The sequence below is a fragment of the Sulfuritortus calidifontis genome, assembly GCF_003967275.1.
Taxonomy (GTDB): Bacteria; Pseudomonadota; Gammaproteobacteria; order Burkholderiales; family Thiobacillaceae; genus Sulfuritortus; species Sulfuritortus calidifontis.
In genome coordinates this window covers 591135-615717 of sequence record NZ_AP018721.1, presented here as the reverse complement: position 1 = coordinate 615717, position 24583 = coordinate 591135, and the positions used below count along the sequence as shown (strand labels likewise).

At 63.0% G+C, this 24583-nt stretch carries 22 protein-coding genes; 14 read left to right on the top strand and 8 right to left on the bottom strand.

Annotation, left to right across the window (positions count from 1 at the left end; translation table 11 throughout):
• Window positions 1-4 precede the first annotated feature (4 nt).
• From fliE to EL388_RS03385, 3 genes are all read right to left on the bottom strand, one after another.
• Window positions 5-325, bottom strand: a complete 321-nt coding sequence (gene fliE, locus EL388_RS03395; protein WP_126459604.1) for a flagellar hook-basal body complex protein FliE — start codon at window positions 323-325, stop codon at window positions 5-7.
• Window positions 326-389: 64 nt separating this feature from the next.
• Window positions 390-1712 carry a sigma-54-dependent transcriptional regulator gene (locus tag EL388_RS03390; protein WP_126459601.1) on the bottom strand — a complete coding sequence of 441 codons (1323 nt, stop codon included), beginning with the start codon at window positions 1710-1712 and terminating at the stop codon, window positions 390-392.
• A complete protein-coding gene (locus EL388_RS03385; protein WP_126459598.1) occupies window positions 1709-2551 on the bottom strand; it encodes a sensor histidine kinase in 843 nt (280 codons plus the stop codon). The genes EL388_RS03390 and EL388_RS03385 overlap by 4 nt, the downstream gene beginning before the upstream one ends.
• Before the next feature lie 134 nt (window positions 2552-2685).
• Here EL388_RS03385 and EL388_RS03380 point away from each other — a divergent pair, with 134 nt between their 5' ends.
• From EL388_RS03380 to EL388_RS03350, 7 genes are all read left to right on the top strand, one after another.
• Entirely contained in the window at window positions 2686-4353 is a 1668-nt protein-coding gene (locus tag EL388_RS03380) for a methyl-accepting chemotaxis protein (protein WP_165919075.1), read from the top strand.
• A gap of 29 nt (window positions 4354-4382) precedes the next feature.
• Window positions 4383-5324 carry a chemotaxis protein gene (locus EL388_RS03375; protein ID WP_126459591.1) on the top strand — a complete coding sequence of 314 codons (942 nt, stop codon included), beginning with the start codon at window positions 4383-4385 and terminating at the stop codon, window positions 5322-5324.
• A gap of 10 nt (window positions 5325-5334) precedes the next feature.
• Window positions 5335-6273, top strand: a complete 939-nt coding sequence (locus EL388_RS03370; protein ID WP_126459588.1) for a chemotaxis protein — start codon at window positions 5335-5337, stop codon at window positions 6271-6273.
• A gap of 37 nt (window positions 6274-6310) precedes the next feature.
• Window positions 6311-6703, top strand: coding sequence for a chemotaxis response regulator CheY (gene cheY, locus EL388_RS03365; protein WP_126459585.1), 393 nt, complete (start codon window positions 6311-6313; stop codon window positions 6701-6703).
• 117 nt (window positions 6704-6820) lie between these two features.
• A complete protein-coding gene (gene cheZ / locus EL388_RS03360) occupies window positions 6821-7696 on the top strand; it encodes a protein phosphatase CheZ (RefSeq protein WP_126459582.1) in 876 nt (291 codons plus the stop codon).
• 108 nt (window positions 7697-7804) lie between these two features.
• Window positions 7805-9694, top strand: a complete 1890-nt coding sequence (locus EL388_RS03355; RefSeq protein ID WP_126459579.1) for a chemotaxis protein CheA — start codon at window positions 7805-7807, stop codon at window positions 9692-9694.
• A 33-nt stretch (window positions 9695-9727) separates the two neighbouring features.
• Window positions 9728-10939 carry an EAL and HDOD domain-containing protein gene (locus tag EL388_RS03350; protein ID WP_126459576.1) on the top strand — a complete coding sequence of 404 codons (1212 nt, stop codon included), beginning with the start codon at window positions 9728-9730 and terminating at the stop codon, window positions 10937-10939.
• A gap of 9 nt (window positions 10940-10948) precedes the next feature.
• Here EL388_RS03350 and sixA read toward each other — a convergent pair whose 3' ends face one another.
• From sixA to EL388_RS03335, 3 genes are all read right to left on the bottom strand, one after another.
• Window positions 10949-11401, bottom strand: a complete 453-nt coding sequence (gene sixA, locus EL388_RS03345) for a phosphohistidine phosphatase SixA (protein ID WP_126459573.1) — start codon at window positions 11399-11401, stop codon at window positions 10949-10951.
• A gap of 90 nt (window positions 11402-11491) precedes the next feature.
• A complete protein-coding gene (locus EL388_RS03340) occupies window positions 11492-12289 on the bottom strand; it encodes a TIGR00266 family protein (protein ID WP_126459570.1) in 798 nt (265 codons plus the stop codon).
• A gap of 186 nt (window positions 12290-12475) precedes the next feature.
• A complete protein-coding gene (locus EL388_RS03335) occupies window positions 12476-13183 on the bottom strand; it encodes a hypothetical protein (protein WP_126459568.1) in 708 nt (235 codons plus the stop codon).
• A gap of 305 nt (window positions 13184-13488) precedes the next feature.
• Between EL388_RS03335 and sat the strand changes: the two genes are divergently transcribed.
• The 7 genes from sat to EL388_RS03300 all read left to right on the top strand — a co-directional run bounded on the left by sat (window position 13489) and on the right by EL388_RS03300 (window position 22020).
• Window positions 13489-14694 carry a sulfate adenylyltransferase gene (gene sat / locus EL388_RS03330; RefSeq protein WP_126459565.1) on the top strand — a complete coding sequence of 402 codons (1206 nt, stop codon included), beginning with the start codon at window positions 13489-13491 and terminating at the stop codon, window positions 14692-14694.
• Between the two features lie 199 nt (window positions 14695-14893).
• The gene (gene aprB / locus EL388_RS03325; RefSeq protein WP_126459562.1) at window positions 14894-15367 is read left to right on the top strand and encodes an adenylyl-sulfate reductase subunit beta; all 474 of its coding nucleotides are present in this window, start codon (window positions 14894-14896) and stop codon (window positions 15365-15367) included.
• Window positions 15368-15384: 17 nt separating this feature from the next.
• Window positions 15385-17397 (top strand): adenylyl-sulfate reductase subunit alpha, encoded by a 2013-nt coding sequence (gene aprA, locus EL388_RS03320; RefSeq protein WP_126459559.1) that lies wholly within the window; start codon window positions 15385-15387, stop codon window positions 17395-17397.
• A 185-nt stretch (window positions 17398-17582) separates the two neighbouring features.
• Window positions 17583-18536 carry a YkgJ family cysteine cluster protein gene (locus EL388_RS03315; protein WP_126459557.1) on the top strand — a complete coding sequence of 318 codons (954 nt, stop codon included), beginning with the start codon at window positions 17583-17585 and terminating at the stop codon, window positions 18534-18536.
• Between the two features lie 88 nt (window positions 18537-18624).
• Window positions 18625-19437 (top strand): CbbQ/NirQ/NorQ/GpvN family protein, encoded by an 813-nt coding sequence (locus EL388_RS03310; RefSeq protein WP_126459554.1) that lies wholly within the window; start codon window positions 18625-18627, stop codon window positions 19435-19437.
• A 1-nt stretch (window position 19438) separates the two neighbouring features.
• On the top strand, window positions 19439-21559 hold the full coding sequence (locus tag EL388_RS03305; RefSeq protein ID WP_126459551.1) for a nitric oxide reductase activation protein NorD: 2121 nt from the start codon (window positions 19439-19441) through the stop codon (window positions 21557-21559).
• Window positions 21560-21732: 173 nt separating this feature from the next.
• Window positions 21733-22020: a hypothetical protein gene (locus tag EL388_RS03300; RefSeq protein WP_126459549.1), complete on the top strand. Its 288-nt coding sequence runs from the start codon at window positions 21733-21735 to the stop codon at window positions 22018-22020.
• Window positions 22021-22088: 68 nt separating this feature from the next.
• Here EL388_RS03300 and EL388_RS03295 read toward each other — a convergent pair whose 3' ends face one another.
• Window positions 22089-24131: a sodium-translocating pyrophosphatase gene (locus tag EL388_RS03295; RefSeq protein ID WP_126459546.1), complete on the bottom strand. Its 2043-nt coding sequence runs from the start codon at window positions 24129-24131 to the stop codon at window positions 22089-22091.
• 190 nt (window positions 24132-24321) lie between these two features.
• Window positions 24322-24537 carry a hypothetical protein gene (locus EL388_RS03290; RefSeq protein WP_126459543.1) on the bottom strand — a complete coding sequence of 72 codons (216 nt, stop codon included), beginning with the start codon at window positions 24535-24537 and terminating at the stop codon, window positions 24322-24324.
• Window positions 24538-24583 lie beyond the last annotated feature (46 nt).

Here is a 24583-nt window from a genome sequence, read left to right as displayed (position 1 = left end):
CTTATCAGACCTGCATATTCATGATTTCCTGGTAGGCGGAAACCAGTTTGTTGCGCACCTGAACCATGGTCTGGAAAGAAACGCTGGCCTTCTGCAGGGAGAGCACGACATCCTGCAGGTTGACGTTGGGGTCGCCCAGCTCGAACTGCTGGGTCAGTTGCTTGGCCTCCTGCTGGGCGTTGCTGACCTGGTCGAGGGCCGACTTGAGCAATACCGAGAAATCCTGGCCGCCGGCCTCGGTCGCCGATGTCGACGGCGACTGGCCCGCCTGGGCAGCGACCGCCCGCAGCTGGCTTACCATTTGTTCGATGCCCGGATTGTTCATGGCTCCACCTCCATCACGCGCCATTATAGGAGGCTATCCCCGTCTTCATCCAGCGTTTTAGAGGTTAGATGTCCTCGCCGGTTTCGGCCCTGTAGCGCTGCAGCTTGTAGCGCAGGGTCCGCTCGCTGATGCCCAGCTCCTCGGCCGCCTGCTTGCGCGAGCCGCCGCAGCGCTCCAAGGTCTGCAGGATCATGTCCCGCTCGACATCCTTGATCGCCTTGCCGCCGACCTCGGCCGCCGCCGGCCGGGGGATCGAACGGGGCAGCATCAAATGCTCCGGCCCGATCTCCTCGGCCGGCGCCAGGATCATCGCCCGCTGGACCACGTTGCCCAGCTCGCGGATGTTGCCCGGCCAGTCATAGCCGGTCAATTCAGCCCTGGCTGCGGCACTGAAGCGCATGCGGCTACGGCCGACGGTGGCGGCGAAGCGCTCGAGGAAGTGCTCGGCCAGGGGCAGGATGTCCTTGGGCCGCTCGCGCAAGGGCGGTATCTCCAGGGGGAAGACGTTGAGCCGGTAATACAGGTCGTCGCGGAACCGGCCGAGGCGAACCGTCTCTTCCAAGTCCCGGTTGCTCGCGGCGATGACCCGCACGTCGAGTTGGACCGGGCTGCGGCCGCCGACGCGCTCGGCCTCTCGTTCCTGCAGGACCCGCAGGAGCTTGGCCTGCAGGTGCAGGGGCAATTCGGTGATCTCGTCGAGCAGCAGGGTGCCACCCTGGGCCTGCTCGAATTTGCCCGGCTGGCTGCCGGTGGCGCCGGTAAAGGCCCCCTTCTCGTAGCCGAACAGGGTCGCTTCCAGCAGGTTTTCCGGGATGGCGGCGCAGTTGACCGCCACGAAAGGCCCCTTGGCCCGGTTGGAATGCCGGTGCAGGAAGCGGGCATAGACCTCTTTGCCCACCCCCGACTCGCCGGTCAGCAGCACGGTGGCATCGGTTGCGGCCACCCGCCGGGCCAGATCGAGCACGGCCCGGCTGGCCGGGTCCTCGGCGATCAGGGCCTCGCCGCCGGTCTCCTGGACCGGGCGCAGGTATCGGGCCACCACCGCCAGCAGGCGGTCGGGCTCGAACGGCTTGGGCAGGTAATCGGCAGCGCCGTCGCGCATGGCCTCGACCGCCTTTTCGATCTGGCCATAGGCCGTCATCAGAACCACCGGCAGTCCGGGGCTGGCGGCCTTGATCGATTTGAGCAGGCCATGACCGTCCATGCCCGGCATCTGCACGTCGGTCAGCACCAGCCCCGGCGTTTCCCGGCGCAGCAGGGCCAGGGCGGCTTCGGCGTTGGCCGCCGTATCCACCTGATAGCCGGCAAGGTTGAGGGTATCGGTCAGGGCCTCGAGCAGGGCGGCATCGTCCTCGACCACCAAAAGCTTGGGTTGTCTTGCGCTCATGCCGCGCCGGCCTCCTTGTGCAAGGGTAGAAACAGGCTGAAGGCGCTACCCCGGCCCGGCTCGGATTCGACTTCGACCCAGCCACCGTAGGCATCCGCCGTCTGTTTGACGATGGCCAGCCCGAGACCGCTGCCCTCGCCCCGCGTGGTGAAGAAAGGCTCGAACAGGCGCCCTCGGTTCGATTCCGGCACCCCCGGCCCTTGGTCCTCGACCCGAAAAGCGACGAATGGGCTGCCATGACTGCTGACCCCGAGGCGAACGAAGCCGCCCACCGGGCTGGCCTGCAAGGCGTTCTCCATCAGGTTGATCAAGGCGCCGAGCACGGCCGGCCGGTCGGCCCAGACCTGCAGGGGTGCTCCAGGCACCTCGACCTCGAGCTTCACACCCTGCACCGTAGCCTGGGGCTCCATGACCTGCTCCAGTTCCTCAACCAGTCCCTGGACCGAAATGGCGGTCGGCTCACCCTGCTGGCCTTTGACGAAGGAGAGCATGTCCTGGATCAGGCGCTCCAGGTACCGCAGACGGGACAGGGTCTTTTCGGCAAAACGGATGCGGTCGGCATCGGCCAGGCCGGGCCGGGCCAGATGCCCGACGTAAAGCAAGGCCGCCGCCAGGGGGGTGCGGAATTGGTGGGCCAGCTTGGCCGCCATCTCGCCCAAGGCCGAAAGTCGCTCGCGCCGGGCCAGTTCGCCGTTGGCTGTGGCCAGTTCCGCCGACAACCGGGCGACCTGGCTTTGCAGTTCCTCATAGGCCTCGGACAGCTTGGCCGAGGTCTCGCTGAACAGGGCGAAGGCCTCTTTCAGCTCTTCTGATGGCGTTTCCTCGGTTGGAGCGGGCATGCAATCTTTAGAAGCAGGTTTAACACATAATAACAAAGTGATGACGGAGTTTGCTTAAGTACTGGCCTGATCTAAGGTTTTGTTGTTAGGCTATTGTCCAATACTCAATAAAATACCGGATGGAGACCGCAAACATGCCTCATTCGCTGGTAATGAAGCTGATACGGGCACTGAATCATTTCACCATCGGCACCCGCCTTCTCGGTCTGACCTTGTTCCTTTCAGTCATGATGCTCGCCACCGGTTTGGCCGGAATCTGGGGAATTCGCGAAGCGACCCAGGCCATTTCCGAGATCTACGACAAGAACGTCAGCGCGATCAACGACATGCAGCTGGTCCGGCACAAGCAGATGCGCATCCGCAACCTGGCCCTGGAGGCCCGACTGGGTGCCGATGCCTTCCTGGCCCAGGAGAAATTCGACGAGATCGACAAGGAAATCCGGACCATCACCGAGATCCTCAATGCCTATGGCCAGCGCGCGATGACGGCCGAGGAGAAGGCCCTGTTCGAGAAATATTCAGCATCCCGCATGAAGTTCGGCCAGGAAGGCCTGATGCGGCTGCGCGACCTCTATAGCGCGGAAAACTGGCCTGGTGCCGACCAGCACTACAAATCGGTGGTCAACCCGACCTTTGCCGCCGCCTCCAACGACACTGATGCCCTGATCAATTACCAGCTCCAGGCCGCCCAAAGATCCCGCGACCAGATCGGCCGGCTGTCGAAGATCCTGCTCACCCTGGCGGTCGCCACCATGGCCACCGGCCTGGTGCTCTCCATCCTCCTGTCCCTGGCCATCCGCCGCAGCATCGTCGGCTGCGCCAGCGGCCTGGAGCAGGCGGCCGGTCGCCTGGCCAAGGGCGATCTGACCGGAACCGCCAATGTGGTCGGCAAGGACGAACTGTCCCGGGTGGCCACCGCTTTCAACCACATGAGCACCGAGTTCTCCAACTTGATCGGGGGCATCCGGCAATCGGCCGAGGAGGTCAGCCAGGCCGCCGGCCGCACCGCCGAGGACAGCAGCGCCGTCCTGGCCGCGTCCAGCCGCCAAGAGGCTATTGCCAACGACGCGGCAGAGACCGCCCACAGCCTGTCGGCGACCGTCGCCCGGGTCGGCGAGAACATCGAGAACATGGTGTCCATCGCCGATCAAGCCAGCCAGCTCGCCCGTCACGGCGAGGACGTGGTCAACAAGGCGGCCCAGGGCATTCAGGCCATCTCCGAGTCGGTCAACCGCTCTTCCGAAGTGGTGATGACCCTGGGCGAGTACTCCGAGGAGATCGGCCGCATCGTCAATGTGATCAAGGACATCGCCGACCAGACCAACCTGCTCGCCCTCAATGCCGCGATCGAGGCGGCCCGGGCCGGTGAGCAGGGCCGTGGCTTCGCCGTGGTGGCCGACGAGGTGCGCAAGCTGGCCGAGCGGACGACCAAGGCCACGGCCGAGATTTCGACCACCATCGCCACCATCCAAAGCGAGACCGGCAAGGCCGTCTCGGCCATCGAGCAGGGCAGCCAGGAAGTCGCCCATGGTGTGGAAATGGCAATGGAGGCCGGCAAGGCCATTGCCGAGATCAGCGAAGTCGTGACAAATGCCACCGCGCTCATCCACAATATCGACCATATCCGACGGGAGCAGGATGCCGCCAGCCAGGCGATTGCCCAACAGGTCGATGAAATTCTGGCGACGGCGAAACAAAACAGAAACGCTGCGGAAAGCTCTGCCGAAGCAGCACAAGGCATGACCGAACTATCGAGCCGGCTGAAAGATACTGTCAGCCGGTTCAAGTTGACGTATAACTAACGCACCAATCAAGCAGACAGGAACACACGATGTCAGAACTGCTTAAACGCATCGACGCCCGGACCAAGCTGGCCGGGGCGAACAAACTCGAAATCCTGCTCTTCACGCTGGGCGTCGATCAGAACACCGGGCGCAAGGAGACCTTCGGCATCAACGTGTTCAAGGTCCGGGAGGTCATGCGCATCCCCGAGATCACGCGCGCGCCGGAAATGCCCTCCGCGGTGGAAGGCATGGTCAGCCTGCGCGGCGCCCTGGTGCCGGTCATCGACCTGGCCAAATACATCGGCGTCATGACCGATGCGCCGCCGGCGATCATGATCGTCACCGAATACAACGGCCAGACCCAGGGTTTCCTGGTCGGCGAGGTCGACACCATCCTGCGCATCGACTGGTCCGAGATGCGGGTGCCGCCAGCCATGCTGACCGCCCAGATGGGCGGTCTGGTCACCGCCGTCAGCGAACTGCGCGACGGCCGGCTGGTGATGATGCTGGACGTGGAAAAGATCCTGTCCGACACCACCCACTACGACGACAGCCACCTGTTCCAGGCACTGGCGCCGATCAACAAGCCGGATCGGACCGTGTTCTATGCCGACGATTCCTCTGTGGCCAGAAACCAGATCGAACGCACCCTAGAAGCCATTGGGGTCAAGGGCCTGTCGGCCATCAATGGCAAACAGGCCTGGGAGGAGCTGCAAAAGATCGCCGCCCAAGCCGACCTGGCTGGCCGCCCGGTAATCGATTATGTCCAACTGGTGCTGACCGATGTCGAGATGCCCGAAATGGACGGCTACGTGCTGACCAAGAACATCAAATCCGACCCGCGGTTCAAGGGCATCCCGGTCATCATGCATTCCTCGCTGTCCTCTGAGGCCAACAAGAACCTGGGCATCTCGGTCGGCGTCGACGAGTACGTCCCCAAATTCGAACCGCACCGCCTGGCTGAAGTCCTTGGCCGGATGCTGAAGTGAGGTCTATGCCATGAACGAACTCGAACAATCCAAGCTGATCGACGCCGTCGATGGCCGAACCAAGCTGGCCGGCTCCAACAAGATGGAGCTGCTGCTCTTCTCTCTGGGTACGCACGAGATCTTCGGCATCAATGTGTTCAAGGTCCGCGAGGTATCGCCCACCCCGCCGATCACCCTGACCCCGAACATGCCCTATGGCGTGGAAGGCGTGATCTCCTTGCGCGGCAGCATCATTCCAGTCATCTCCCTGGCCAGGTTCATCAAGCTGGAGAATGCACCGGAAGGCATCGGCCAGACCATGATCGTCACCGAGTTCTCCCGCCACACCCAGGGTTTCCTGGTCGATGAGGTCGACCGCATCATCCGGGTCGATTGGGACAAGGTCAAACCGCCGGAGAACATGATCGCCGGCCAAGAAGGACTGATCACCGCAATCACCGAACTTGCCGACGGCCGCCTGGTTTCCATCCTCGACGTCGAGCGCATCCTGGCCGAAGTGCTCGGCGAGAAGCCGCTGCCGACCCTGCCAAAGCTCGACTCTACGCAGGAAACCACGGTGTTCTTTGCCGACGACTCCACCGTCGCCCGCAAGGAGATCATGATGGTGCTGGACAAGCTGGGCGCCCGCCATGTCCAGGCCAACGATGGCCTGGAGGCTTGGGAAAAGCTGCAAAACATGGCCAACCGCGCCGGTTCCGAGGGGCGCCCCATGCGCGATCAGATTCAGCTGATCCTGGTCGACGCCGAAATGCCCGAAATGGACGGCTACGTGCTGACCAAGAACATCAAGTCTGACAGCCGCTTTGCCGGCATCCCCGTGATCATGCACTCCTCCCTGTCTTCCGAGGCCAACCGCACCATGGGCCAGCGGGTCGGGGTCGATGCCTACGTCGCCAAGTTCGATCCGGCCGTCCTGGCCGATACCCTCATGGCATTCATCAAACGCTAGGTAGAATACGGGGTAGCCCAATCAGCTGAGGAAAGACATGCCCGACAAGAATCTAAAGTTTCTGGTGGTGGACGACTTTTCGACCATGCGCCGGATTGTGCGCAACCTGCTCAAGGAACTGGGCTTCACCAACGTCGACGAGGCCGAGGATGGTGCCGTCGCCCTGCAGAAGCTCAAGACCGTCGGCAACTTCCAGTTCGTGGTCAGCGACTGGAACATGCCCAACATGACGGGCATCGAATTACTCAAGGCAATTCGTGCCGACGAGGCACTCAAGCACCTCCCGGTACTGATGATCACGGCAGAAGCGAAGAAGGAAAACATCGTCGAAGCCGCCCAAAGCGGCGCTTCCGGCTATATCGTGAAGCCCTTCACTGCCGCCGTGCTGGAAGAAAAGATGAACAAGATTTTCGAGAAATACGGGATGTGACTGCGATGGCTGAAAGCGTCCGCGTCCGCATCGATCACGCCCCCAATCGGCGATTTTTCGCCATGAAGTCAGGCGGCATGCCTGCGACTGCCGCCTGACCGAATAAGGAGACCAAGGATGAGCGAAGACTCTCCTGAACTGGAAGCCCTGTTTGACAGCATCGCCCAGCCTGCTGCAGCACCAGCCAAGACCCCCGCGCCGGCGGCCAGCAATGCTGGCGGTGACAACCCCGAACTCGAGGCCCTGTTTGACAGCATCGCCAGCGAGGCCACGGCCCAACCGGTGGCGGCAGTGACCAATCAGCCGCCCGAGGTCGAGGCCCTGCTCGACAGCATCGCCCATGCGATCACCCGGGACGGCGCCAGCCAGGAGAGTGGCGATGGTAGCTGCACCGAACATGTCTTCTCCCAGATCGGCCATATGACCCGCAGCCTGCATGACATGCTGCGCGAGCTGGGCGTCGACAAGGCGATCGAAAAGGCGGCCTCCGACCTGCCGGACAATCGCGACCGCCTCAACTACATCGCCACCATGACCGCCCAGGCAGCCGAGCGCACCCTGACTGCCGCCGAAGCCGTACAACCGATCCAAGACAAGCTCGGCAACACCGCCCGCGACCTGGCCAGCAAGTGGGATCGCCTGTTCAGCAAGCAACTGGGCGTCGACGAGTTCCGCGCCCTGGTCAAGGACACTCAAAGCTACCTGCACCAGGTCCCGCAGCAGACCGAGGCCAGCAATGCCCAACTGATGGAAATCATCATGGCGCAGGATTTCCAGGATTTGACCGGACAAGTCATCAAGAAAGTGTTGGAAGCTGCACAAAACCTGGAAAAGCAGCTGATCGCCCTGCTGGTCGAGACCACGCCGGAAGACAAACGGGTGGGCGTGCGCCCTGGACTGCTCGAAGGCCCGATCATCAATGCAGCGGGTCGGTCGGATGTGGTAACCAGCCAGGAGCAGGTCGATGAATTACTGGAGAGTTTGGGCTTTTAGCCAAGGCTCGACGGGAATGAGACCAGGCCCTGACCGGCTTGGGCAATTGAGTGCAACGGGCCGGAAGTATTGGCCTGATACGGCAGGACAGGAAACAAGGAGCCGACCATGAGCGATTTCGCCGGCATGGAAGAATTGTTGCAGGACTTTCTGCTTGAGGCAGGGGAATTGCTTGCCCAAGTCGACAACAAGCTGGTCGAACTGGAAAAGCGGCCGGATGACATCAACCTGCTCAACGACATTTTCCGCGGTTTCCACACCATCAAAGGTGGGGCCGGCTTTCTTAACGTCGAAAACCTGGTCTCCCTCTGCCACCGCACAGAGAACCTGTTCGACAAGTTGCGCAACAACGAACTGCACCTCTCTCCGGAACTGATGGATGTGATCATGGCCGCTACCGGCAGTGTGCGCGAGATGTTCAGCGAGCTGTCCAGCCACGTCCAGCCGCAGGCCGCCGACCCGGCCATCATCGCCAATCTGGAGGCCGCCCTGGCCGGCCAGGCCCTGACCCCTGCCGGCAGCCATCACGCCGCCGCCCCGGCCACCGAGCCGGCGGCGCCAGCAGAAACCGCACCCCAAGCTGAAGCGAGTGCCGCCGGCGACGACATCAACTGGGACGCGCTGCATGCCGTCTTGACCGGCGCGCCGGTGCCGCAACAAGCCGCCCCGGCCACCCCCCCCGCCCCTACCGCGGCTCCTGCCGCCCCAGTGCCTCAGCCCGCCCCGGCAGAGACGATCAGCCGAACCCCGATGATGGCTGGCGGTGGCGGCGGCGCGCCGCAACAAAGCTTGCAGAAGGAGACCACCATCCGGGTCGACACCGTCCGGCTGGATCAGGTGCTTAACCTGTCTGGCGAGATCGGCCTGACCAAGAACCGCATCTCCAACCTCAAGTCGCAAATCCTGCACGGCAAGACCGACAGCGAAACCCTGAAGACTTTGGACATGGCGGTGAACCAGCTCGACCTGTTAGTCTCCGACCTGCAGAACGCGGTGATGAAGACCCGCATGCAGCCGATCGGTCGGCTGTTCCAGAAATACCCCCGCCTGGCGCGCGACCTGGCCCGCCAATTGGGCAAGGATGTCGAACTGGTCCTCTCCGGCGAGGAGACCGAGTTGGACAAGACCATGATCGAGGACCTGAACGACCCTCTGGTCCACCTGGTGCGCAATGCGGTCGACCACGGCATCGAGTCGATGGAGGAACGCCAAGCCAGCGGCAAGTCGTCCAAGGCCATCGTCTCCCTCTCGGCCAGCCAGATGGGCGACCACATCTACATCGAGATCTCCGACGACGGCAAGGGCATGCGGCCCGATGTGATCCGTGGCAAGGCGGTCGAGAAGGGCATCATCGATGCCGATACCGCCAACACCCTAGACGACCGCCAGAGCCTGCAACTCATCTTCCTGCCTGGCTTCTCGACCAAGGATCAGATATCCAGCGTTTCCGGCCGCGGCGTCGGCATGGATGTGGTAAAGACCAACATCACCAAACTCAACGGCAAGATCGATGTCGTCTCGGTGCCGGGCCAGGGCACTACCTTCACCATCTCCCTGCCCTTGACCCTGGCCATCCTGCCGGTCCTGGTGGTCAGGCTCAACGAACAGTCCTTTGCCGTGCCGCTGTCGATGGTGCGCGAGATCATTCCGATGAAGCAGGACGAGATCCAGCGGGTCTCCGGCCGCGCCACCATGATCGTGCGCGAAGAGGTCCTGCCGGTTCGGGCGCTTGCGACCCTGGTCGGCTGGGAGCAGAAGCACGCCCCCGCCTATGGCGTGCTGATGCAGGCGGCCAACATGACCTTCATCCTGGCGGTCGACGGCTTCGTCGGCCGGGATGACGTGGTGATCAAGCCCCTGGCCGACATCAAGCCCAAGGGCATCGCAGGGGCCACGCTGTCGGGCGATGGCTCCATTGTCCTGGTGCTGGACATGGAAGAATTGTTGACCACCGTTCCGAGCGACACGCCAAGCAGCTTGTTCACCAAGGCCAACTGACAGCAATTCGCCAGCGGGCTAGAATAACGACAAATGGATACAAATGCCTTCCTGGCACGCCAGCCTATTGCTGACGCCCGCCACCAGTTGGTTGCCTACGAACTTCGCTTCGTCGACCCCAATGGCATCGGCGATGACGCCAGTGTCGGCATCACCCTGATCGACGACGTGCTGTGCGACCTGGGCGCCGAGTGGCCGTTGAAGGCCAAACTGGCCTTCACCAACATGGACGGGGCCAGCCTGCTTGGCGACGTCGCCACCCTGCTGCCGGCCGAGAAAACCGTCTACGAAATCCTCGAGCCGATGCACTTTTCACCCGAACTGGTCGCCCGGATCCAGTCGCTCAAACAGCTGGGCTATCGCTTCGCCTTCAAGGATTTCGTTGCAGAGGCAGAATTCGAAGCCATCCTGCCCTTGGCCAACTACATCAAGACCGATGGCAAGGCCATGCTGCTGCCGGAGTCGAAAGACCTGCTGCGCAAGCTGAAGAAAAACCCGAGCACCAAGCTGATCGCCGAGAACATCAACACCCCAGAACTGTTCCGCTTGTGCAAGGAACTAGGCTTCGATTACTTCCAGGGCTACTACTTCACCAAACCGGCGACGGCCAGCACATCCAAGCCGCTGAACCCGACCCAGACCACGGTGGTGGAACTCATGGACAAGGTCCGCGCCGGCGAGGACATCCGCAAGCTCGAAGAGTTGTTCAAGCGAGATGTTGCCTTGACCTTCAAGCTCCTGCGCTACATCAACTCGGCCGGCTTCGGCCTCAATGTCGAGGTCCAGTCGATCCGCCATGCCGTGTCGATCCTCGGCCTGCAGCCGCTTTACCGCTGGCTCAGCCTGCTCCTGGCCACGGCCAGCACCAACCCGACGGCACCGGCACTGACCCGGACCGCGATATCCCGCGGTCGCTTCTGCGAGCTGCTCGCCAGCTATCACATGGGCCGAGAGGAACAGGACAACCTATTCATCACCGGGGTCTTCTCCCTGCTCGATGCCATGATGGAAGCGCCGATGGAGACCATCCTCGATCGTGTCATCATCCCTGAACCGGTGGCCGAAGCCCTGCTCGGCCGCAAGGGCCCCTATGGCCCGATCCTCGCCCTGGTCGAGGCCTCCGAGATGGGCGACGCCACCCAGATAACCAGGCAGGCGGAAAACCTGATCCTCAGCCCACAGCAAGTCAACACGGCACACCTGCAATCCCTGGCCTGGGTCGAGCAACTCGGCATTGACGGCTAGATAGCCGCGTCAAACCATCTCCGGCGTCAACGCCGCCTTCAGCACGACCTGGCCTTCGCCCTGACGGGTGCGGTTGCTCAACCAGAGGATGGCGCCCTTCTTCAGGCTGAAATCGCGCGCCTCCCCCCACAACAGCAGACCCGCCAATCGTCCCAGGCTAGGCTGGTGCCCGACCAGCAGCACCGTGCCCGACGCATCGGGCCAATGGGCCGCCGCCAGCAGATGGGCCGGATCGGCTCCCGGCGCGAGGCTTTTCACCGTTTCGAAGGCACGAGCCAGGCCGGCCGCGGTCTGTTGCGCCCGCTTGGCCGGGCTGACCAGGACACGGGCATCCTTGGGCAGGCGCTGGGCCAGCCAAAAGCCCATCTTCTCGGCCTGCTTGCGCCCTTTGTCGGTCAAGGCTCGGTTCATGTCCACCAGGCCGTCCTCGGCATCGGCGTGGCGCCAAAGGATCAAGTCCATATCCGCCCCCTTCGGGCATTGCCGGTTCGGCCGATCATCGGGGTGCCCATAACAGTCGTTCCGCGACGCTTGGCCTGCCGCGCAGGGCATTCATCGGTTGTCGCCGTCGAGCAGCCCCCCCAGCCCACCCAAGAGTGAGCCCTCGCCCACCTGTCGGCCACCTGCCGCTGGCGCTGCAGCCAGGATTCGATTGGCCAGACGGGAGAGCGGGAGCGTTTGCAGCCAGACCTTACCCGGACCGGTCAGCCGGGTGAAGAACAGGCCCTCGCCGCCGAACAGCGCGGTCTTGATCTTGCCCACGTACTGGATGTCGAAATCGACGCTGGGCTGTAGGGCGGCAACGCAGCCGGTGTCGACCCGGATGCTCTCGCCGGGCGCCAGATCCCGCTCGGCCAGGGTGCCGCCGGCATGAATGAAGGCCAGTCCGTCGCCTTCGAGCTTTTGCAGGATGAAACCCTCGCCGCCGAACAGGCCGGCACCCAGGCGCTGCTGGAAGGCAATGCCCAGGCTGACCCCCTTGGCCGCGCAAAGGAAGGAATCCTTCTGGCAGATCAGGCTGCCGCCCAGGGCCTGAAGATCCATCGGCACGATCTTGCCCGGGTATGGAGCGGCGAAGGCCACCCGGCGCTTGGTCGCCGCCTGGTTCGCATAGATCGTGGTAAACAGGGATTCGCCGGTGAGCAAGCGCTTACCGGCGCCCATCAGCTTGCCCAAAAGGCCGGCCTGCGCGGCGGAGCCGTCGCCGAACACCGTCTCCATCTCGATGCCGTCCTGCATATACATCATCATGCCGGCCTCACCCACCGCGGCCTCGCCCGGATCGAGTTCGATCTCCACATACTGCATGTCATCGCCGAAGATGTCGTAATCGATTACGTCCATCGCCATATCAAAACTCCTTGCTTCAATCGTCGAATAACAGAATTCTGCGGTAGCGCCCCTGCAGCGCGGAGCGGGCCCAGTCGCGCGGCCCGCGACCAGACCAAGTCGAAGCGCAGAAACATTATCCCACTGCCGTGTTGCAATTCGTCGGCCCGCGCCCCACCGAACCCGCGTGATCGCGCCAGTCGGGCATCAGATCGGCAGGAAGACGAAAGAAGCCGCCCCCTGCACCACCCGGGCGATCGAACGGTTACTGCGGTCCTCGACATAGAGCGCCAGCAGGTCCTGCAAGGCGATGATCTTGGCGAACTCGCGCTCGAAGCTGAGGTTCTGCACCTCGCCTTCGATGCTGTTGCTGAGCAGGAACCGGGCGCCGCCGGCCTGGCGCGCAGTCGACAGCTTCCACACCGCGGTCTCGACATTACGGGCGCTGTTGTAGAGCTTCTGGGCATCGAGTTCGTCGACCAGATAGAATTCCCGCTTGTGCTCGTAGGCCGCCATCACCATGCTCAAGAGACCCGCCATGAAGGACTGCACGCGGTCGCCAGCGTAGCTCTCGTCGAAACTCTGACGGAAGCTACGTTCCCAGTCGAGGCGGGCCAGGACCGATTCCGGCCAGTGATCGAGTTCCGCGAACAACTGCTGGGTCGCGGCCTCAGCCGAGTCGAGCCCGGCCTTGCGGTATTCCTGGGGATTGCGCCGGTAGAGCTTTTCAGTCAGCAGGCGCAGGCTCTTGAGCACCTCGCGCTGGTTGATCTCGGTCAGCATGTCGGCCTCGGCCTTGGCCAGATTGCCCAGGCTGAAGGTCCGGGCGCTGCTGGCGCCGTCCTTGCGCTTGATCGGCTGGCTGCAGCCGGCGAGCAGCGCCAACATCAGTACGGCGGCGATCACCATCCTCATCGCACATGCCTCTTCGATCGTGATTTCAGGGCAGCCGTTGCGGCAGTTTTGGGCCGACGACAACAGGATTTGCAAATGGCAATAACCCTACTTGAGTGCATGGTATGGCCTATACCCGTCGAAATTAGTCAAACTCTTGAATCCCTTGTCTGGCGCGGCATTCCGTGCGGTTGCAAAAGCGGACTGTTTTATCTAAAAAGTTTATTTCCTAATAAATATCTTGGATTAGAGCCCTACTGCCCTAAGTGTTACCCTGCGCTCCAATCCCTGTAGGTCAATCCCATAGTATCTCTAGGAGCCTCAAGATGTCCCGACTCGTCAAACCCCATGGTGGGGGCGAACTCAAGCCCCTGTTGCTGACCGGCACCGCCCTGAAAGACGAGCTCGCTCGCGCCAAGGGTCTCAAGCAGGTGAAGATGTCCTCGCGCGAGACCGGCGACCTGATCATGATGGGCATCGGCGGCTTCACCCCGCTCGACGGCTTCATGACCAAGCTCGACTGGCAGGGTATCTGCGACGGCTACAAGATGGCCAACGGCCTGTTCTGGCCCATCCCCGTGACCCTGTCCACCGACGACGAGGGCGTCCAGGAAGGCGACGAGGTCGCCCTGGTCAGCGACACCGGCGAGATCATGGGCACCATGAAGATCACCGAGAAGTACACCATCGACAAGGCCCACGAGTGCATGCAGGTGTACAAGACCACCGACCTGGAGCACCCCGGCGTCAAGATGGTCATGGCCCAGGGCAAGTACAACCTGGCCGGCCCGGTCAAGGTCCTGTCCGACGGCGGCTTCAAGGCCAAGTACGGCGAGCAGTTCATGACCCCCGCCGAGACCCGCGCCAAGTTCGAGTCCATGGGCTGGAGCCGCGTGGCCGCCTTCCAGACCCGCAACCCCATGCACCGCTCGCACGAGTATCTGGCCAAGATCGCCATCGAGACCATGGACGGCGTGCTGGTCCACTCCCTACTGGGCGCCCTGAAACCGGGCGACATCCCGGCCGAGGTCCGTTCCGAGGCGATCGCCACCCTGATCGACAACTACTTCGCCCCCAACACCGTGATCCAGGCCGGCTACCCGCTGGACATGCGCTATGCCGGCCCGCGCGAGGCCCTGCTCCACGCCCTGTTCCGCCAGAACTACGGCTGCTCGCACCTGATCGTCGGGCGCGACCACGCCGGCGTGGGCGACTACTACGGCCCCTTCGACGCCCAGAAGATCTTCGACGAGATTCCCAAGGGCTCGCTTGAGACCGTGAACATGAACATCGACTGGACCTTCTGGTGCAAGAAGTGTGGCGGCATGGCCTCGCAGCGCACCTGCCCGCACACCAAGGACGACCGCATCCTGTTGTCCGGCACCAAGGTACGCGCCATGCTGTCCGAGGGCCAGGACCTGCCAGTCGAGTTCAGCCGTCCGGAAGTAGCCAAGGTGCTACAGAAGTACTACAAGAGCCTGACTGCCGAGCAGAACGTGAAGATCGAGTTGAAAGGCCACTCGGCGGCGTAAATCCAGTTGAGAGCAGAGAGGCGCGAGTGGAGATAACAGTCTCTCGACTCATCACTCTCGGCTCTCCACTGATTGTGAGAATTTAGAACTGCCGTTCCCGCCGGAAGCGGATTCGCGATACGCCCCGGCCAAGGTTGGGTCCGGTTTTCTGAATGGACCGCATACCAAATGCGGATTGTTAGCTAACAAGGAGAGTTAAATGCCAACCTACGTGCGTACCGACAAGTGCGACGGCTGCAAGGGTCAGGACAAGACCGCTTGCATGTATATCTGCCCGCACGACCTGATGAAGCTGGACAAGGATGGTTCCGAGACCGGCCACGCCATGCGTGCCTTCAACCAGGAACCCGAGCAGTGCTGGGAGTGCTACTCCTGCGTGAAGATCTGTCCGCAGCAGGCCATCGAAGCCCGCCACTACGCCGACATCGTCCCCCTGGGCGGTCAGGTGCAGCCCCTGCGTGGTTCCGATTCCATCATGTGGACCATCAAGTTCCGTAACGGCACCCTGAAGCGCTTCAAGTTCCCGATCCGGACCACCCCCGAGGGTTCCATCGATCCTTATGGCGGCAAGCCCGAGGCCAACATGGCCGATATCAGCAAGACCAACACCTTCACCTCCGCGGTGATGGGTGGCTATCGTGCCGGTAACCCCGCTGAGCTGATCCGCAAGTAATTTGGAAAGGAATAAAAATGGCTGGTGAATTTGGAAATCCCGAGATTGTCCAGGAAGAAGTGGACATCCTCCTGATCGGCGGCGGCATGGCTTGCTGCGGTGCCGGTTACGAGATCATGCGTTGGGCCGATGCTGCCAAGAAGTCCGCTGGCGTCGATCTGAAGATCAAGCTGGTCGACAAGGCCGCCATGGACCGTTCCGGTGCCGTGGCTCAGGGCCTGTCCGCCATCAACACCTACATCGGCCCGGAGCAGGATCCGGCCGACTACGCCCGCATGGTCTCCAACGACCTGATGGGCATCACCCGTGACGACCTGGCCTATGACCTGGGCCGCAACGTCGACGACTCCGTGCACCTGTTCGAAGAGTGGGGCCTGCCCATTTGGAAGACCGACGAGAACGGCGAGCGTCACGACGGCTCCCAGGGCATGACCCCGCTGAAGGACGGCGGCAAGCCCGTGCGTTCCGGCAAGTGGCAGATCATGATCAACGGCGAGTCCTACAAGTGGATCGTGGCCGAGGCCGCCAAGAAGGCCCTGGGCCTGGACCGCATCCAGGAGCGCGTGTTCATCGTTCACCTGATCAATGACAAGAACGACAAGAACCGCATCGCCGGTGCCGCCGGTTTCTCCACCCGCGAGAACAAGATCTACATCTACAAGGCCAAGGCCATCCTGCTGGCCGCCGGCGGTTGCGTGAACATCTTCCGTCCGCGCTCCGTCGGTGAAGGCACCGGCCGCGCCTGGTACCCGGTGTGGAACTCCGGCTCCACCTATTCCATGGCCGCCGAGGCCGGCGCCGAGCTGACCATGATGGAAAACCGCTTCGTGCCCGCCCGCTTCAAGGACGGCTACGGCCCGGTCGGCGCCTGGTTCCTGCTGTTCAAGGCCCAGGCCGTCAACGCCAACGGCGAAGTCTACATGCAGAAGAACAAGGAACTGCTGAACGACTACCCCCCGTACGGTCAGGCTGCCGTTCCCGCTTCCTGCCTGCGCAACCACCTGATGCTCAAGGAGATGAAGGAAGGCCGCGGCCCCATCTACATGGACACCGTGACCGCCCTGGCCAAGATGCGCGAGACCCTGTCGCCGCGCGAGGTCAAGCACCTGGAAGCCGAGGCCTGGGAAGACTTCCTCGACATGTGCGTCGGCCAATGCGGCATCTGGGTTGGCGAGAACATCGAGCCGGAGAAGAAGAACTCCGAGCTGATGCCGACCGAGCCCTACCTGCTCGGTTCGCACTCCGGTTGCTGCGGCATCTGGGTGTCCGGTCCCGAGGACGTCGGCGCCCCGACCAAGGAAGAGTACGACGGCGTGCCGGCCCACCTGCCTTCCGGCTGGAACTGGGGCTACCGCTCCATGACCACCGTCAAGGGTCTGTTCACCGCCGGTGACGGCGTGGGCGCCTCCGGTCACAAGTTCTCCTCCGGTTCCCACACCGAGGGCCGCCTGGCTGCCAAGGCCATGGTGAAGTACTGCCTGGACAACAAGGACCTGAAGGTTGAGTTCGCCGAGACCCCGGACCAGATCGCCGAGCTGATCTACAAGCCGGTTCGCAACTACCTCGAGTTCAAGGACTACACCACCGCCATCGACGTCAACCCCAACTACATCACGCCCAAGATGCTGCAGTTCCGCCTGCAGAAGATCATGGACGAGTACGTAGCCGGCGTGGCCACCTACTACACCACCAACGAGCACATGCTCAACGTGGCGCAGGAGAAACTGGACATGCTGAAGGAAGACGCCCAGAAGATGCGTGCCAAGGACCTGCACGAGCTGCTGCGTGCCTGGGAGAACTACCACCGCATCCTGACCGCGGAAGCTCACCTGCAGCACATCCTGTTCCGCCAGGAGAGCCGTTACCCCGGCTTCTACTACCGCGCCGACAAGAACTTCGTCGACGAGGAGAACTGGCACTGCTTCGTGAACTCGATCTACGACAAGAACACCAAGAAGTGGACCTGCTTCAAGCGCAAGCACGTCGACCTGGTGGACAAGTCCAAGCTGTTCAAGCCCGCCGCCCACTAAGCCGCAGGCACAGCACCAGTAAAACCGGGCGCCCACAAGGCGCCCGGTTTTTTTGCCACGGCAATAAACCCAAGCCCGGTACGGTTAAGCACCAAGACGGAAACGCGCCAATCCAGTAACATGAGTGTCTTTCCGCCTTCGTGTTCGAAGGCAGGAGCCGTTCAGCAAGCCTAGAGGTACCCCCCATGCAAGACTACGATGCCCAATTCAAGAACCTGGCCGAAGACGCCCCCTTCGAGCAAAGCCCGGTCATGCCCAACATGCTGGAGGGTGACGCCGAGATTCAATTCCGCTGCCACCGCGGCGTGAAGTGCTGGAACGTCTGCTGCAGCAATATCGACATCACCCTCACCCCCTACGATGTCCTGCGCCTGAAGAACCACCTAAACATTTCCTCCGGCGAGTTCCTCAAGCAATACACCATGCCCTACGAGATCGACAAGGACGGCATGCCCGGCATCAAGCTGCGCCCCGTGGAAGGTGGCAGCGCCTGCCAATTCATGGTCGAGGAAGGCTGCAGCGTCTACCAGGACCGGCCGACCGCCTGCCGCTACTACCCGGTCGCTCTGCTCTCCATCCGCCGCGCCGATGAATACACCGACCGCCAGGCCTATGCCCTGGTCACGGAAAAGACCTGTCTGGGCCACCAGGAAGACCGCAAGCTCACCATCGACCAGTACCGCGCCGAACAAGGCGTCGCCGACTACGATGAAAAGGGCCGTGGCTGGCGTCAACTAGTGCTCAAGCGCAAGTCGGCCGGTCCCGGCGTTGGCAAGCCGCCGGCGATCTCCAACCAGCTGTTCTTCATGGCCAGCTACGACCTCGACCGCTTTCGCGCCTTCGTCGTCAGCGAGAGTTTCAACCGCACCTATGACGTGCCGGTGGAGACCATGGCCGAGATCGTCGCCGACGACGAGAAACTGCTCGAGTTCAGTCACAAGTTCCTGCTCCAGATCCTATTCAACGAAGGCAAGGTGGTGGAAGAGAAGGAAGGTGCCTACGAAGCGCGCATGGAGCGCCTGAAGGCCAAGGCCGAGCAGATGCGCGCCGAATTCGAGGCCGACCGGGAAAAGCTGGAAGACCTCAAGTACTCCGGCGAGTGCCAGCCCGGCGACCTCAGCTGCGGTGGCAACGACTGATCCAGGTTGACAGCGGTCAGTGGGCAGTTGTCAGAAAAAACGGCCCCTGACTGCAAACCGCCGACTACCAACTGACGACTATTCAGACATGGACGCCCACAGCCTCGTCCCGGAAGAACACTACATCCGAGAGCAGCCCTATTACGAGGCGGTGGGCGACGAGGTCGCCATCTTCGAGGCGGCCTACAAGAACCGACTGCCGGTGTTGCTCAAAGGCCCCACCGGCTGCGGCAAGACCCGGTTCATGGAATACATGGCCTGGCGCCTCAAGCGGCCCTTGATCACGGTGTCCTGCCACGACGACCTCACCGCCTCCGACCTGGTCGGCCGGTTCCTGGTCAAGGGCGGCGAGACGGTCTGGGTCGACGGCCCGCTCACCCGCGCCGTGCGCGTGGGCGGCATCTGCTATCTCGATGAAATTGTGGAAGCGCGCAAGGACACCATGGTGGTCATCCACCCCCTGGCCGACGACCGACGTGCCCTGCCCATGGAAAAGCTGGGCCAGTTGCTCGAGGCGTCGAGCGATTTTTGCCTGGCCATCTCCTACAACCCGGGCTACCAGAGCGTGCTCAAGGACCTCAAGCAGTCCACCCGCCAGCGCTTCGTCGCCATGGAGTTCGACTACCCGTCGCCCGAACTGGAGCGCAAGATCATCGCCAACGAGGCCAAGGTCGATCCGGCCCTGGCCGAGAAGCTGGTCAAATTCGCCCAGCTCACCCGCAACCTCAAGGGCTCCGGCCTGGAGGAAGGTGCCTCCACCCGCCTTCTGGTCCACGCCGGCAAGCTGATCGCCAGCGGGGTCGAGCCGGTCTCGGCCTGCCGCGCCGCCGTGGCCCAAGCCCTCACCGACGACGCCGACATGCTGGCGGCGGTGGAAGAACTCTCCTCCTCCATCTTCTGACATGGCGCAAGCCGCGCTGACCGCCGCGGAGATCGAGGCCGAGCTGAATATCAGCCTCGATGTCGAGTTCAGTTTCATCCGGGCCGATGAACTCGCAGCGCAACTGGTCACGCTGCCGCAGGAAGATCTGCGCTTCGTGCTCGACTGGGTGCGCCGCATCGCCAGCACCCACCTCACCATCGCTCACCAGTTCGCCCAGCGCGCACCCGGGCTGCTGAGCCACATGGACCGGCGTCTGATCGAAGCCTGGGCCGTGCACGCCTGCGATGCCTACGACCGCGAAGGCCTGCGTGCCGCGCTGCGGGTAATCGATGAGGTGCACAACTTCGTGCAGATCCGCCACGAGCATGCCGCCGGCGCCCTGTTCGATGATATCGCCCCGATCCTGGCCAACTTCCTGCGCGGCCTGTCCGGCCGACGGCTCAAGCTGGAACGGGGGGATGCCGCCTATACCGACAGCGAACGCATCTTCCTGCCGGCTGTCGTCGCCCGGATGGCCACGCTGGAAGACAACTTCCGCCTGGCCAAGGCCACGGTCGCCGTGCTCTGGGGCCAGACCCGCTACGGCAGCTTCCGCGCCGACCTGGCCGCCGCCTGCGCCGGCTACGCCGAGCCCGAGCGAGCCCTCGCTCACCTGCAAGCCCTGGAAAACATCCGCATCGAGGCCTGCCTCGGGCGCGAACTGCCCGGCCTGCATCGGGTCATGCAGCAACTCAAAGCCCAGCAGGATGAAGGCCTGTCACCGGAATGGCAGGCACTCGGCGCGCCGCTGCTGACTCGCGAGGCCACGCTGGAAGACAGCCTGCGCCTGCTGCCCCAGGCCTATGCATTGAACGACCTGCCTCACTTCTGCTTCGGCGGCGAGCTGCGCCCGGAAGCGGTCACCGCTTGCATGGCCGCACGCATGGAAAAGGAAAAGACCCTGCTGCGGGTAAAACTGGCCGAGCTGGCCGAGGATGCTGAGCCCCCCTCTCCCCCCGGGAGAGGGGATGGGGGTGAGGGAACACGGCGCTTCGATGTCGAAACACGCGAGGAAAATGAGCACCTCGATTTCGAACTAACCCTCGACGGCGCCCCGGTCGCCCCGCCCCAGCAGGTGAAGGACCTGCTCACTTCCATCCAGCTCGACCTGGGCGAGATCCCCGACGAATACCTGGTGCCGGCCGGCCCCGGCGACTACGACCCCAGCCTGTTCGCCGACCGCGCCGCCGACCCCGATGCCGTCTGGCAAGGTACCTATCACGAGGAAGGCGCCTTGTTCTATCCCGAGTGGGACTACCAGCGCCAGCACTACCGCAAGAACTGGTGCGTCATGCGCGAGAAGGAGGTGAAGCCGGGCGACCCCGCCTTCCATCGCGCCACCCTGGACAAATACGCTGGCCTGCTGCGTAACCTGCGCAAGAGCTTCGAGGCCCTGCGCGACGAAGACCGGCTGGAGAAGCGCCAAGTGCACGGCGACGAGGTCGACCTCGACGCCCTGATCGAGGCCATCGCCGACGCCACCGACGGCCGCGAGATGAGCGACCGCCTGTTCACCCGCCTGCACCGGGCCGAGCGCAACATTGCCGTCGCCTTCATGGTCGACATGTCCGGCAGCACCCGCGGCTGGATCAACGAAGCCGAGCGCGAGGCGCTGATTCTCTTGAGTGAATCGCTCGAACGCCTGGGCGACCGCTATGCCATCTACGGCTTCTCCGGCCAGACCCGCAAGCGCTGCGAGCTGTTCCGCATCAAGGCCTTCGACGAGCCCTATTCCGAGGCGGTGCGCGCCCGCATCGCCGGCATCGAGGCGCAGGACTACACCCGCATGGGCTTCGCCATCCGCCACCTGTCGAAACTCTTGAACGAGGTGCCGGCCAAAACCCGCGTGCTGATCACCCTGTCCGACGGCAAACCCGACGACTACTTCGACGGCTACCGCGGCCCCTACGGCATCGAAGACACCCGCATGGCCCTGATCGAGGCCCGGCGCAGCGGCATCCACCCCTTCTGCATCACCATCGACAAAGAGGCGCGCGACTACCTGCCCCACATGTACGGCGCCGCCCGCTACATCATCCTCGACGAGGTGCGCCTGCTGCCGATCAAGGTCGCCGACATCTACCGCCGGCTGACCACCTGACCGTCATACATCTATTCCCCTCTCCCTCTGGGAGAGGGCTAGGGTGAGGGAAACCCGGAATCCAGAAATCAAAAACCGTGCGCAGCGCGCCAAACCCTACCCCGCATAGGGCCAAACCCAGCCCCACCGCCACATTCCGTTAAAATCACCGCATTTGAATTCCCAAGTCCGCCATGCCCATCGCCCACGACGCCATCCTGCCCGGCAAGCATTACAGCAACGGCGCCTACGGCCGCACTTGGGGCGTGCGCCAGGTGCTGGAACTCTCACTCGATCCGGAGAGCGGCGAGGAGACCGTCTCCTTCAAGGGCCTGGCCGGCACCTGCCGACGCAAGACCGGCGTCTGTACCCTGGACGAATTCGCCCGCTGGGCCAAGTACGAGGTGCAGTTGAACGAGAACTCCTGGCAGCGGGTGGGCTTCTTCGAGGACGAACCGGAGGATTTTTCCGAGGAAACCTGAGCAAAACGGCAACTCAAAACAAAACGGCCCGGATCGCTCCGGGCCGTTTGCATTTCTAGCGCCGAGAATTACAGCAGCGGCACGATCAACAAGGCGACGATGTTGATGATCTTGATCAAGGGGTTCACGGCCGGGCCGGCGGTGTCCTTGTAGGGGTCGCCGACGGTGTCGCCGGTGACCGCGGCCTTGTGGGTGTCGCTACCCTTGCCGCCGTAGTTGCCTTCCTCGATGTACTTCTTAGCGTTGTCCCAGGCACCGCCACCGGTGGTCATGGAGATGGCCACGAAGATGCCGGTGATGATGGTGCCGAGCAGCACGCCGCCCAGGGCCTGCGGGCCGAGGATGACGCCGACCAGCACGGGCACCAGCACGGGCAGCAGCGAGGGGATCATCATCTCCTTGATCGCCGCCTTGGTCAGCATGTCGACCGCCTTGGAGTAGTCGGGCTTGGCCGTGCCTTCCATGATGCCTGGGATTTCCTTGAACTGCCGGCGCACCTCGATCACCACGGAACCCGCCGCGCGACCGACCGCCTCCATACCCATGGCACCGAACAGGTAGGGCACCAGACCGCCGATCAACAGGCCGATGATGACCATGTGATTGGACAGGTCGAATGCGGTGGTAATGCCCAGCTTGGCTTCCAGGGCGTGGGTGTAGTCGGCGAAAAGCACCAGGGCGGCCAGGCCGGCGGAGCCGATGGCATAGCCCTTGGTCACGGCCTTGGTGGTGTTGCCCACGGCGTCCAGCGGGTCGGTGATGTTGCGGATCTCGTCGGGCAACTCGGCCATCTCGGCAATGCCGCCGGCGTTGTCGGTGATCGGGCCATAGGCGTCGAGCGCCACGATGATGCCGGTCATCGACAGCATCGAGGTGGCGGCGATGGCGATGCCGTACAGACCGCCCAACTCGAAGGACGTCCAGATGGCCAGACACACAGCCAGCACCGGGGCGGCGGTGGACTTCATCGACACGCCGAGGCCGGCGATGATGTTGGTGCCGTGACCAGTGGTGGAGGCCTGGGCGATGTGGCGCACCGGGGCGTACTCGGTGGCGGTGTAGTACTCGGTGATCACCACCATGGCCGCCGTCAACACCAGGCCGACCATCGCGGCGAGATACAGGTTCATCGAGGAGATCATGCTGCCATCGGCCATCTGCACGCCCTCGCCCATCATCCAGGTGGTGATGGGGTAAAAGGCGACGACTGCGATCAGGCCCGACACGATCAGGCCGCGGTAGAGGGCGTTCATGATCTTGCCGCCTTCACGCGCCTTGACGAAGTAGGAACCCACGATGGAGGCGACGATGGCCACGCCACCGAGCACCAGCGGGTAGATCACGGCGTTGGCCGCGCTCGCGCCCGCCACCATCAAACCGCCGAGCAGCATGGTGGCGATGATGGTCACGGCGTAGGTCTCGAACAGGTCGGCGGCCATACCGGCGCAGTCGCCGACGTTGTCGCCCACGTTGTCGGCGATCACCGCCGGGTTGCGCGGGTCGTCCTCAGGGATGCCGGCCTCGACCTTGCCCACCAGGTCGGCACCGACGTCGGCGCCCTTGGTGAAGATGCCGCCGCCAAGACGGGCGAAGATGGAGATCAGCGAGCCGCCGAAGCCCAGACCGACCAGGGCGTGGACCGCCTCGTTGGTGCTGGCACCGCCGGCGGTGAGCACGGCGTAGTAGCCGGCCACGCCGAGCAAGCCCAGCCCCACCACCAGCAGACCGGTGATGGCGCCGCCGCGGAAGGCGACGTTGAGGGCGGCATTCAGGCCCTGGCTGGCCGCCTGGGCGGTGCGCACGTTGGCGCGGACTGAGACGTTCATGCCGATGAAGCCAGCGGCGCCGGACAGCACCGCGCCAAGCGCAAAGCCGATGGCGGTGGACATCGAGAGGAAGGCAGCGATGAGCACGAACAGCACCACGCCGACAACGCTGATGGTGGTGTACTGCCGCTTGAGGTAGGCCTGGGCCCCCTCCTGAACTGCCGCCGAGATTTCCCTCATCCGGTCATTGCCGGTAGGCAGGGACAGGATCCATCGGATCGACAAGACCCCATAGACCAGGGCCAATCCTGCCGCCACGAGGGCGAACACTAGACCTTCACTCATCGCTTTGTCTCCTTTCTTGGCGAGTCTCTAGCCAGCGCCCCAATGGCAAAGGCCAGTCACAGCTTGCTACGTTGAAATCAGATAATTTCTGCCCAACCCAATTGGTACATTCGGATTATGTCAGCAGAATCGTATTAGTACATTAGGACTTTCTGATCCTTTTTGTCACATCAAAAATACCAATTACGCCCTAAGATTTTCCGATAGCAAGGCCACCCTCGAAGCGGGTGCCCGGCTCGAAGCCGAAAATGGTATCGAGATGAAGCTCGAGGATCAGACCGTCGACCGCGGCCTGACCATGCTCCTTCTGCACCTCGGACAGGATCAGTTTGGCCGAATTGGCGTTGTAGAAACCGCCGAAGTCGGCCTGCACCTTCAGAAGCTGTCGGGCGCGATCCAGGGTCATTTTCAAGTTGGCAGCGGGCGGTTGGCAGCAATCATGCCTGATGACT